General features: G+C 51.9%; 8 protein-coding genes and 2 pseudogenes. 4 read left to right on the forward strand and 6 right to left on the reverse strand.

Annotated features, from left to right (window positions below; all coding sequences use genetic code 11):
- Positions 1-141 precede the first annotated feature (141 nt).
- Positions 142-852: a hypothetical protein gene (locus HBOR_RS17260; protein WP_006054516.1), complete on the forward strand. Its 711-nt coding sequence runs from the start codon at positions 142-144 to the stop codon at positions 850-852.
- Between the two features lie 143 nt (positions 853-995).
- Here HBOR_RS17260 and HBOR_RS20675 read toward each other — a convergent pair.
- The 3 genes and pseudogenes from HBOR_RS20675 to HBOR_RS20605 all read right to left on the reverse strand — a co-directional run.
- Positions 996-1,169: pseudogene (locus HBOR_RS20675) on the reverse strand (IS6 family transposase); the annotation flags it as partial.
- Between the two features lie 163 nt (positions 1,170-1,332).
- Positions 1,333-1,629 carry a hypothetical protein gene (locus HBOR_RS20395; protein WP_006054515.1) on the reverse strand — a complete coding sequence of 99 codons (297 nt, stop codon included), beginning with the start codon at positions 1,627-1,629 and terminating at the stop codon, positions 1,333-1,335.
- A 36-nt stretch (positions 1,630-1,665) separates the two neighbouring features.
- A pseudogene (locus HBOR_RS20605) lies at positions 1,666-2,151 on the reverse strand (ATP-binding cassette domain-containing protein); the annotation flags it as partial.
- A gap of 1,638 nt (positions 2,152-3,789) precedes the next feature.
- Here HBOR_RS20605 and HBOR_RS17275 point away from each other — a divergent pair.
- Positions 3,790-4,347 carry a hypothetical protein gene (locus HBOR_RS17275; protein ID WP_006054513.1) on the forward strand — a complete coding sequence of 186 codons (558 nt, stop codon included), beginning with the start codon at positions 3,790-3,792 and terminating at the stop codon, positions 4,345-4,347.
- Positions 4,348-5,168: 821 nt separating this feature from the next.
- On the opposite strand, the gene HBOR_RS17285 is transcribed toward HBOR_RS17275, so the two are convergent.
- Both HBOR_RS17285 and HBOR_RS17290 read right to left on the reverse strand, forming a co-directional pair.
- Positions 5,169-5,648 carry a hypothetical protein gene (locus HBOR_RS17285; RefSeq protein ID WP_006054511.1) on the reverse strand — a complete coding sequence of 160 codons (480 nt, stop codon included), beginning with the start codon at positions 5,646-5,648 and terminating at the stop codon, positions 5,169-5,171.
- Positions 5,649-6,481: 833 nt separating this feature from the next.
- A complete protein-coding gene (locus HBOR_RS17290; protein WP_006054509.1) occupies positions 6,482-7,690 on the reverse strand; it encodes an ABC transporter substrate-binding protein in 1,209 nt (402 codons plus the stop codon).
- 1,424 nt (positions 7,691-9,114) lie between these two features.
- Between HBOR_RS17290 and HBOR_RS17300 the strand changes: the two genes are divergently transcribed.
- Positions 9,115-10,218 carry a hypothetical protein gene (locus tag HBOR_RS17300; RefSeq protein ID WP_006054507.1) on the forward strand — a complete coding sequence of 368 codons (1,104 nt, stop codon included), beginning with the start codon at positions 9,115-9,117 and terminating at the stop codon, positions 10,216-10,218.
- A 39-nt stretch (positions 10,219-10,257) separates the two neighbouring features.
- Positions 10,258-10,542 (forward strand): hypothetical protein, encoded by a 285-nt coding sequence (locus HBOR_RS17305; protein ID WP_013440795.1) that lies wholly within the window; start codon positions 10,258-10,260, stop codon positions 10,540-10,542.
- Between the two features lie 490 nt (positions 10,543-11,032).
- On the opposite strand, the gene HBOR_RS17310 is transcribed toward HBOR_RS17305, so the two are convergent.
- Complete coding sequence (locus HBOR_RS17310; protein WP_006054506.1) at positions 11,033-11,371, reverse strand: hypothetical protein; 339 nt, start codon at positions 11,369-11,371, stop codon at positions 11,033-11,035.
- Positions 11,372-11,476 lie beyond the last annotated feature (105 nt).

The following is an 11,476-nucleotide window of genomic DNA, read 5'->3' on the forward strand; positions in this document are numbered from 1 at the left end:
ACGCAGTTCCCATCCGGAACTACCCATCACGTATGTTCAGTCCTAGATCTCACTCACTCCCATTACGAACCCAAAGACGAAAACCAAAATATAGACGACTACTGGATACACGAGTTTCAATTTAGTAGTCAGGTCAGTGCAGTGGAGACCGAGTCAGGGGATCCCACCGACAAGCTCCGGTCTCAAGGAGTTCGGATCAAGAATAACAACACAACGAAAGTCCCAGTTCGTGCAGCGAAAGGCGAGCAAAACAACGCCCTAGCACCTCAGTCCAACAATCCAGACAATGTCGAGGACTTTAATGGTGCAGTTATCAGCGCAGCCGGTCTTGCAATCACGCTTGCAGAAAAGACTCAGGCGGCGCTCGTACTGTCTGGTGCCCAACTTGCGAACTCGCTTGGACAGATAGCGTACGACAAAAAGACTCCCGATGACTCCGCGTCATTCATCTGGGAAGGCGGATACAGTGGAATTGAGAGGGGTGCCCATCAGGTTGTTTTCAGCGTCGCCAACTATCTAACGTCCTCATCTGACACACCGCCCGTCCAGATCAGTGCGCACGCAGGTCAAGCCTATACTGGTTGGGATCTCAAATTCTCCAAGTGCGACGTCTCAACATCTGGAAAAGATGGGTCCTCCAGTGAGGCGCAGGGACCGATGGGAGATCCGCGGAAGATGTCTAAAGCAGAAAAAGAGGAATTCGGGATCAAGGAGGTTCAGCGATCACAACTTGCTAAGGAGGTTGGAGAACACCGTATACAAACTGAGAATGAACGGGTCTACGTCGCAGAAGACCCGCCAATCTCTGCTACTCCGATGAGTCGGGAGGAAAGTAAAAAACTCTGGGAGTAGGAAGGGTGTCAAGGTTGGCTGATGGCATTATGGTACGCGGCGAAGGCTTTGGCCCAGCGGTCGACTGATTTCTAGGAGCTATTGTGGGGAACTGGCTGTGAACCGCCCCGGGGTCAAGCCCCGAGGCACTCGCCTTGTTTTCTCTGTAGATCGACTTGATGAACCCAGTTGTGAACGGCGACCTCGCTCCGATCGATCCTAAACCTTCCGAGATACTTACTTACCTCACGCAGCGACATGCCGGCCAAGTGACTGCGGATCCCTATTTCAATCGCCCAGCGCGGCGTTTGATCTCGCTCCACAAACGACAAGTCGATCTACATGATTCGTTCGCTGAGGCGTTCGATTTCGGTCATAGACACTCTGAAGTGAGCGCCTCATCCTCTAACTTAACCCGAGCGAGCGGTTGTGAAGCAGGTTTCAGGTGGGTGATGGCCGCCGGAGTAGTTTCAACGAGTGAGTTGATGGCTCCTAGCGAGTTTAGTCTTGCGCGAGTGCGGCTTGTAGTTCGTCGTCGTCAGAGAGACCTTCGAGATCTCCGGTTTGGAGCCGCCAAAGGTCTGTATAGAGTCCATCTTGGGTGACGAGGGACTCGTGCGTTCCTTCCTCTTTGAGCTCTCCTTTTTCGATAGTAAGGATGTGATCGGCAAATCGGACTGTAGAGATGTTATGCGCGACGACGAACGTCGTGCGGTTCGCGGTAACCTCTCGGAGTGATTGCTGAATGAGGACCTTCGTTCGATTATCAACGTCGCTGGTTGCCTCGTCGAGAATCATGATTTCGGGGTCGCCGACGACTGCGCGAGCGAGCGCGATGCGTTGCCGTTGGCCACCCGAAATCCGGTTGCCGCCTTCACCGACGTCGGTCTCGTATCCGTCGTCGAGGTCCTCGATGAACTCGTGTGCTTTTGCTTGTTTGGCGGCTTCGACAATTTTGTCTGTGGTTGTGTCTGGGGCTCCGTAGCTGATGTTCTCGGCGACGGTTCCAGCGAAGAGGTACGGGTCCTGACTGACATAGCCGATAGCAGACCGGTAACTGTGTTTCGAAAACTCGCGGATATCGGTGTCGTCGACGGTGATCGTTCCGCTGGTGGGGTCGTAGAAGCGGAAAAGGAGCTTGAGGATTGTTGATTTCCCGGAGCCAGTCGGGCCGACGATGCCAACGGTGTCGCCGGACTCAGCATGGAAGCTGAGATTATTGATGGCTGGTTCGTCGATTGATACCCGCCTGCGCCTGAAGACGCAGGAAGATGGCCATGTCTCACTCCGTGCGACGACGGGCGAGGTGCGTCCATCCAGCGATGATGGCTATAGCGACTACGAGGAATCCCCATGTGAAATGAGAACTGAAAGTACCTCGACGATACCAAACTTAACGCGCGTCGGAAAATCTCTCATACGAATTGCTTCGATAGCGGACATACATTAATTCGGCTCTATTGAAATTCTCAGCCGCTGATAATTTTCTGGGGCCGTGCTGAATACAGGGCGTGAGTCGGTCGCTGACAGGTGAATATCACTGTACTCGGTGAAGATCGAACGATTCGGACACCTCCATGGAGCCAATGGCTGCTCAGCTAATTCGTGGATATTATTTGGATTGTTGTATGTGACGATAATATATAATGTAACTATTTTTATTGTCGGGCTAGAGACTAAACGCAATGTCGGCCGAAAACACAGGAGGAACTGTCGAACGGAGGAGCCTTTGGAGAATTTTGAAAAAGTACGGCGCCGATTATAAATGATATTTCATTGTAGGAGTCATCACAACCGCATTGACAAATCTCATTGGCCATGCTGCTCCGTTAGTGCTAGGTTCTGCAATCAATTCGATCTTCACCGATAGTGCTCCGCTGAACATTCCATTCCTTCCTGCGGGCTTGGTACCTACCGTAGAAACCAGCGGAGAAATCAGGATAGCAAATGAACATCACCACCAGCCCTACGACCTACGGATACATCAAAGTCTCTGCCCAAGAAGAAGACCATGACAGCGTCTGAGAGTACTTCCTTTCCGACATCACCGAGAGTCAGACTGAGTCTGTCTCCCACGACGAGGAATTCAAAAACGACAAGGTGACAGTCTCGATCACGATGGAGAACGTCGCCCTCTGCGACCGGACAAATTCTAATTCGGCTGGAATTCTGAATGGAGGCTGGTAGATTCCACCCTTACAAAAATGCTATTGTAATGGTGTAATAGATAACACGATTGACGTCCACGTATCCATAATCTGGAGTGATCAATTACCCTCGCTGGTACGCCACAAGCCCAGAACACGACGGTCGGGTCTTAGGGGGAACTACATTAGTGGACACACGGTATCGGTGACAAATTTCGATTCGATTCTCCACTACATTTTTGAATTCTATCCTAACGAAGAGCAAGATTGCTCGTATATATCGGACTTATACCACCATACAGAGGCATTATAGTAGTAGATATGTTATTTTAATATTAAATATCATCCAAGTATGGTGGTACAACCAGAGAACACATCTAGGAACGCACTACTGCCTACATCTGCCAATTCCCAACTCTTGCTGATTGGATTGGTGGGAGCCATAGTGATTCGGGTGACTGGCGTATGATTCCATTATACGAAGGAATATATCTTGAAGAGGGTGAGCGTGGTGAGATAGAATTTTTTCAGAGACGGTGAATCAACCGAGACCAACGATTTCCCGCGGAGATTTGAGGATCCCAAAAAGAACGCTATTGTCCAATATCTCTCAACCACTGAACCGACAGAAAGTGGGCGAGAGCGACGAGCAATGGTCTTTGCCCCAAAAAGAGATAGGACCGAAGAAATTGCTGAAATGCTTGCTGACCATATTAGAGATGACTGGTCTTCTACGGAGTGGTTTGCGTGAGTCTCGCGCTCTCGAAGAGTCGAGAGACACCGTTGAAGCAACCGTACGGAATCTCCACGAATGCACTTCCTGCCGAAATATCTAGGAGATGCCGTCGTCGTGACTGATCCCGAACCCATCCATAAGGGTAGCATCGAGATCACGGCACTTAGAAAACTCGTGTACCGGCTCGCTCCAGCAGACCGCGAGTACGATCACGTTGCTGAAGCTGCGTCTGCCGTCGTTGAACGATTCCAGAGCCTCGAAGAGGAAAGTGAGCAGCTCAGGGATAGACTCGACAAACTTGGCGACATTGGTGAACGGAAGACATCGAAAGAGGAGAAGATAGCGGCTATCGTCACCTTCGCAGCCCGAAAGAAAGGGGAGAAACCCGCTATCACGGTCAAGCCAAAGACGATCAAAGGCCTAATCGATTTCTCTCGTCGCTATGCCTACGATTTAGTTGACGATATGCACGATGAGTATGAGTGGGCACACGACCCGACACAAGTCGATCAGTACGGGATGCTAGAAAAAGATACCTCGCAGAAGGGCATTCTCATCGACTTCGACGGAGTTCACGGAGACCCCGTACCTGTGAACAAGTTCACCACTGGAACAGCCGAACAGGGCCGCTGACTGATGGTACCGTTACGAGACAAACCTCCGCCGCGTAAGCCAAGTTTAGAATTCGTGAGGCAGGTTGTGGAAGGAAGGAAGTGTTAGTGGTAGGTAGCTCAGCGGAAGCGCAGCAGAGCGTCCCAAATTGACCCCCTCAGCGCTGCTCACCCACGTGGTGAACACGTTCACATGAATGATCACAGCAAGATACAGAAATCGTAGCACTTCCCAGGTTCCAAACTAGCGCCGAGAGCTACGAAATCTTCCTGCTCCGGCATGGTATCTGGCGATAGACCGAGGTAAACGTGGTAAGCCACTTCTTGAGCAGGCTTGGCGTCGAGACATAATATATCAGTTAGATAGGGAAGACTGCTGAGGTCTGCACATTCTGTTGCTTGGGGAAACGATACAAGCTATGAAACAATACTCATATGAGTAAGAACCCTGCAGGTCAAATTCAGCTTTATTATCCCTGATAGGGGAATCGCACTACGATTGTGTCTTGCTTATATATGGAGGCGCTTGCGTTCGCAAGCGTCTCCGCGATTCTCATCGAGATTACGAGGGCGAACGGCTCCGAGGTGCGCCCCATGTCCGCTCTGAAGGAGCTGGGGACAGATACACCAGATGACGTTGTCGACCAAATCCGGCTGGACACCATCGACAACATTGGTTCATTTTTTAGAAACTCGAACTCGTCGGCGGGCTCTGTGCAGAGCGTTCCGTCACGTTTCGATCCGTAGTGGGTTCTCGTCGGCTGCAACGCGAGCCGCCGTCGGCGTTAGAACACGGGAGGAAACACGCCAACAGTCCCGCTGACAGTAGCGAAGACGAGTAGCCTACGGTTTGTCTAAGAGAAGCTCATTCAGGCTGTCTGTTAGCGATTCAGCCTCACCAAGTGTAGACCGGGAACGGGGCTCAGATTCCTCAAAGACTGTGTCCTCCTGCATTACGGACTCGAGATCGACATCGAGATCGACATCTGCGTCAGTAGCATCTATTTCTTTCCAGTTGGGGCCGTCTTCCTCACGGGGGAGTTCAACCAATTCGTCGTGGACTTTCTCGACGTGGTGGTCGTCGAGAAATAGAAAATCGGCACCGCTCGACTCTGCAAGCATCACCCGGCTTACGGTACCCCAGACTTCGTATGTTCCAGGTTCGTCAGGGATCGCGATTTCATCATCGGCGCTCAGTTCGAGCGGGTGGTCTCGGTGCGGGCGGTCAACTGCGATCGTGTCCCCCTCATCCCGAAGGACACGAATACGGACGCTATCGCCCGATTCAGGGGCGGAACGTCCGTCGACGAGTTTGTGTTCCATACCTGAAAGAAGAGAGTACGTTCATTTGAATCTGTTCACCCGACCATCGTCCAGATGCACACGGTGGTTTTTATCGTCCCGGTGTAGTGAGACTATGAATACAGAGAAGACTGCTTCAGGAGGAGAAACCGGTGGAGAATCCGGGAGACTATTCGGGCAGCTGCCAGCAGAGGTGAGCGGATGGGAGCAGCATCAGCGCACGCCGGCTGACAGTCTCTTCAAGTATTGGAAGAAGGGGTCGACGCACATCGTGGAGCCTACGAGCAGGTCGTCGCGAAGGAGTTGCGTGATGGCGACATCCGCGTGACGAAACGTACCTACGACCAGTTCAACGTTTCAATCCCGTAGTGAGTTTCTCGTCGGCTGCAACTCCATGAGCTTTGCATAGATGGTAGCGGGGACGTGAGTTTCAATCCCGTAGTGGTCGCAGTGCGGAAGAAACCCAACACGGGATTGAAACTCCGCAGAGGATCCCCGCGAATCTCTTCGCACTGGGGGTTACAGTTCAACGAACACATTAGGAAAGCAGCTAATCCGGATTGGGATTATTCGTTTCACGCCATCTGGGAGCCTCTCCCCCTGTACGAGGGCGCCTATCACCATTAGCGACCGGAACACGCTACCACTCAAAAATAGGCGTCTCAGAGGACGACGACACCAATCCAATACGACCCCTGCAAATCACTGCTACGAAGACCTGATTACTGAGAATTGTTGATAGCTCTGTGTCACTTAATCTCCGGAGCGTCCTATTTCGCGTCGGAGAAACGAAACACGTCAATGAGAAGTACGTGGGCGCTAAGGGCTGAGAAGAGAAGTAAGCGAGTCCGAAGCTAGATGTCGCCGTTGATGATATCTGCGACGCGCTGGCGGTCGAAGAGCTTCGTGTCGCTGGTCACGTCCCCGAAGACATCCGGATACAGCTGCTTCGCGGCCCGCTCTGTCAGGAAGAGGTTGTGAATTGGTCCCTGGCGGAGGTAGCCACCGCGATAAACGCGGTTATTCTGCACAGCCGTCAATTCGCTGCCAACCGGATGATCCTTCATATAGGCAAGGACCGTATCGCGGAACTCTGACGCCGACTTCTGTTCGTGACCCCTGATCAGGAGCACGTCGGGGTCGACTTCGAGGAGGTTCTCGTAGTCGAGTTCGCCGCGATTATCGGTACTAAGGTTCTCGATGTCGGTTCCGGCGAGAGCGTCCGCCACGCCGAGATCGTTCCACTGCTTCTTGCTCGTCCCCTTGTCGGTCAGGCGGTACGGCGAGAATGTGTCAGGCTCGTTGGTCCCCTCAAACGTGAGCATCACGTTCGGGCGCTCGCCGGACGGCGGCATTCGCGACTGGATTTCGGTGATGAACTCATCGTGGTACTGCTTGAACGCCTCGTACCGATCGCGCTCCTGGAACAACTCGGCAACCTTCTCGAAGGCCTCGTATAGCGTGTAGAACCGGTAGTCATGCCAGCTGTCGGATCGTCGGAAGATCATGTTCCCGAGGAACGGCCCGACCTGCTCGCTAATCTCCGCGATGTCCTCGTCCCTCCAATCGAACCAGTTCCGCAGCATCCCGGTGTCGATAATGTGGACGTCACTATCCATTTCGTAGAACAGTTCCTTCGACATCCCGGCTTCGACCAAGTCGTTCTTTTCGATCCGGTCTTTGTCAACACTCACACCGGGTAACTCCTCGTAGACGTACGTGTAGTACTCGCCGGGCTGCCCAATGCCGATCATGCTGTCCGCATGACCCAGTGCAACACCCATGTCGGCGTAGTCACCGCCGTAGGGCACCCACTGCTCCGGGATCGAGTCGAACGTGACCTCTCCCATAGGAGCCATCGTTACCGAGTAGCTGACATCCTCGGTCGCCGTCTCCGACTCGGTGCCGGTCGCCGTCACCGTTGATGTTTCGGTCCCCCCGGTGTCGTCGGGCGCAAACAGACCAGCGCAGCCAGCGAGAGCGCTGCTGCCGATGACTGCACCGCCGTATTTCATGTAGTCACGTCGCGTCGGTGCCTTGTGCCCACCGCTATCTTCGGACATACGTTTTAGGCCCACCTAAAACGATATAGTTTCTTCGGTCTGTAGACAGTTATGCTCAATTAGCAGTAGTTGAAAACCCGGAGATTCTATTCAGCAACGCCCCCCGGTAATCAGTCGATATCTGAGGTACTCAACCTACCCTTGAGAACGTCGGTGAATATCTATCGAGATTCTGCCAATTGAATTGGACTGGGTTTCGCGGGAGTCTTTGTCCATATCGTCACGAAGATTCCACACACTACCCTATCGGTTCTTAGTTAAGTTCCGGAGGTACGACTTGTATTAAATCGTTCGCTGATGTAGATGGTCACGATATCCTTCTCGACGGCCATTTCAAACCCGTCTTCCCATTCGCCGTTGTCTCAATAATTGTCAAAGTAGAGGGCCCAATATTCGCGTTCACTGTAACCCCATACTGGTATATTCTCCTCGTATCCAGTTCGCCAAAGCAAGTACTCACCGACAGATTTGCTTCGTCCTCCTGAATGAGTTGGTAGAGGTCGTAGAGTGTGATAACCACTATCCGTTCGTGTTCTGCGATTGGTCATGGATCTTGCCCATTCCCAATTGTTGATCGGCCCGCTCGTTACCAGAGTACAATGTGGGAAGAAATCCGTCAAGGATGACTATGCCGTCCGTATCCATCTCACCGGAGTTCTTGTTGCCGGTGAGGTTATACACTAAACCGAATTCATCGTCTAGACTGTCAAGATAGTCTAGAGCGTTATCTATCTGATCGACAGCCTGAGTCACTTTCAATGTAAGTGATGGCTTAACCTGCTTCCACTGGCGTGTTACGATTACGGTCCTATTTTTGACAATGGATGCTGTTCACCAATGTCTGTTGGAGCCTGCGATAATTTTATGACAGATACACATCAATTATTATGATATTATGGGTGGAGGAAGTGGCGGTTATCATCGGCGGGGTGGAGGAGGGTCGGATGGCAGTGTAGGGTGCCTCTAGGGAGAGCGTGGGGGATGTCGATGCGGATATCCGCACTCTGTCCCCGTGTAGTCGGTATTTACAACACTGGATATATGTGAGTAAAACAGACAATCCCGCCGACATCGAAAGCAAATGTCCTCGAAGTTCTTTGAGGAGGCCTGGACGATGCTCTGCGAGGTGTTCATCGCGTATTCGTTTCCGCACCTGAGAGACTACCTCATGACGACTGACTGTTGTAGTTGACCAGATCACTATGAGTGGATTCCAGCGCTCAGGCACGGAAGGAAATCAAACCTGGTAGGCACGAGAGATTGTTTCGGTGCGTGTTAGGTTTTCAGTCCCCTATAAAACCCGCTGGAAGGCTGTATTTCCATTCTCATATTCCCTCACAATAGTATTCAATTCCATTATGACTCCCACATCCTGAAATGTAACCCAACAAATTAATTACTGCCTACACTTACTTGACAATTGCATGTCAGAACGTGCTCAGGACGTATCTGACGAGGACGGCTATGTTGAAAAGTTGCGAGACAAAATTGGCTCCGGTGGTGGCTGTGCTGAGGCTTGGCAAGCAGCACAAGAGATCCGTGATTCTGGTTCGGTAAATGTGGGCCGGCGAAAACTACTGACTGGTATCGGGGCCTCTCTCCTATTTGGAGTCAGTGCGACTGACGCCGTTGCTGCCACCAGTGGAGAAACATCGGAAGACTTGGAAACTGAGGTTACAGAACTAGACGGGGCGAAAAAGAAAGAGGTCATCAAAACCGCCCAAGCAGACAGTTCCGTGCAGTCGGCGAGAAATAAACTACAGTCCCGAGGGTGGACAGCGAATGTTGACGAAGCTACAGCACACCAATCAGTCCATGAGGGCGAAAAGAACCTGACTGTCAGGATCCCGTACCAGAACAGCGATGCGTCTCCAAGTGGAGTTCAGGAAGATGCCGGTATTATCTGGAGCACCTGGAGTAGTGGCCTGACGCACGGTTTCATCAGTCGGCGTGAGGTCCGGAAAGGCGCATCCCTGTCCAAAGATGCGAAAGAAGCGTACGAGCAGAGCGATATTGACCTCCAATCTACTGACACGGTCCCTGTTGAGATCTCATATACGATCTTCAATGAGGATCAGTCGGACTCATCAGATAGTGCCACAGTTCAGTCCACCAAGGGAACCGAAAATACGGGAGAGGACTCTTCTAATTCCCTGATTGTTCCTGTGCAGAAATCGTCGTCGAGGTCGGATTCGGTTAACTCTGGAGCCTCAGTTCAGTCTGCCGGGGAAGCCACAACCCAGGGCATTGCTGACTGCGCCTGCACCGCAACTCTGGGAACGAATCCTGTAACAGCATGTGCCCCCTGTGGTACCGTCAAGCCCGACTGCCTGGTACAGATAATCAGTAACTATGGGTCAGAAATCGGTGCTTGTGCTGGTTGCGCCACCGTTGCGGCCCTTACCAGTGGTGCGGGAGCCATTGCGGGAGGATGTCTTCCCTGTCTGGGGACGATTGGAGAAACTGTAGCTAGTGGTAAGATCAATAGCGTTTGTTGCTGGTGTAACTTTGGCGGAGACATTATCTGACTAAACAACCTAATTCTTCTTAGAACGCCTACACCAGATATGGACCAGAAGCGTGTGACTGGTATCGGATTTTTTGTATTTGGTCTCGCCGTCACAGCCTACAGCTACGTGACAGCCATCCCGTTCCTGGTATCACACACAGTAAACTTGTGGAGTGTCGGTGCTCTCATCATTATGATTTCAGGGGTCTGCCTCTCTCTCATTGGGATCTACTCCACAATTTCCCCAGAAGGTCGGTTTGCAGTAAATACGAGATATCCTCTCATATTTGGAACTATTCTATTTATCTCTGCTATATTGATATTATTGGATATAATCACGTGAATTAGAGCAGATATCTTTGATACCTTCTTTATTCATGTCTCTACGATATGCGTTCGGTGATGTTTCCTTGGTATTTCTTAAGTGGGTACGTCAGATGTTTTCTCGATAGCACTGCCAGACATCGTATACGCTGACAAGTACTATAACCAGGGCTAACAGTGCTAGTACCCACCAATTATGATTACCGCCGTCTCCGAGATGCGCTCAACGACCCACGACTCTCCACCGTCGAAGACATATACAATCCACACAAGCACTATTAGCGTACTACCCCGGCGCAGGATGTCGTGGGAAATCTGTCGGTCATGAATCGGCTCTCCGTTCGAGAACGAACGTTTCCGTACAGACTGTACGTATCTTCGCCTCATTAAGTGAGCAAACACCCTATACGAGTGTACGCGATGATCGCCTGCTACACTCGGGTCTCAACAGAGGATCAGAACCTCGACCGACAAATTTGCCACTCGAGACAACTCGTCACCGCAGGGAGTTATAGATCTGTCTGGCTGCCGACCTCTGCGATGGTCAGTGCCATTCCGAAAACGAATAACCCGTAGCCGGCGATCCCCGCCGCAAGCGACTGTTGGAGCAGGCCGACCGAGGTCCCTGCGCCGATTCCCCCACCAAGCATCCCGACCGTCCGTGACGAGCCCTCACCAGACGTGGCTCGGATCAGTTCTACGTTGTCGAGCGCAAACGCCGTCGTCGTCCCATATATGAGTGGAATCATCGCCATGAGACCGGTGTTACCGTTGTCAACGACAGCTGTCAGTGCCATCACTCCGAGACCGACAACCGCCGAGAGGGCGTACCGAATGGACCGTCGCATACCGGTATGTCGTCTGCGTTTCACTTCACTGTCCGGGATTGTATCCTGTACGTCATTCCTATCAGTTTCTGAGGATTTCAACAGATCCAGTCTCCCCTGAATCAC

Source organism: Halogeometricum borinquense DSM 11551 (assembly GCF_000172995.2).
Classification (GTDB): domain Archaea; phylum Halobacteriota; class Halobacteria; order Halobacteriales; family Haloferacaceae; genus Halogeometricum; species Halogeometricum borinquense.

What these genes read in the sequence shown, in the direction of transcription:
- HBOR_RS20395 (WP_006054515.1), bottom strand. Translation starts at nt 1,629, where the DNA reads ATGATTCTCGACGAGGCAACCAGCGACGTTGATAATCGAACGAAGGTC.
- HBOR_RS17275 (WP_006054513.1), top strand. Translation starts at nt 3,790, where the DNA reads ATGCACTTCCTGCCGAAATATCTAGGAGATGCCGTCGTCGTGACTGAT.
- HBOR_RS17285 (WP_006054511.1), bottom strand. Translation starts at nt 5,648, where the DNA reads ATGGAACACAAACTCGTCGACGGACGTTCCGCCCCTGAATCGGGCGAT.
- HBOR_RS17290 (WP_006054509.1), bottom strand. Translation starts at nt 7,690, where the DNA reads ATGTCCGAAGATAGCGGTGGGCACAAGGCACCGACGCGACGTGACTAC.
- HBOR_RS17300 (WP_006054507.1), top strand. Translation starts at nt 9,115, where the DNA reads ATGTCAGAACGTGCTCAGGACGTATCTGACGAGGACGGCTATGTTGAA.
- HBOR_RS17305 (WP_013440795.1), top strand. Translation starts at nt 10,258, where the DNA reads ATGGACCAGAAGCGTGTGACTGGTATCGGATTTTTTGTATTTGGTCTC.
- HBOR_RS17310 (WP_006054506.1), bottom strand. Translation starts at nt 11,371, where the DNA reads ATGCGACGGTCCATTCGGTACGCCCTCTCGGCGGTTGTCGGTCTCGGA.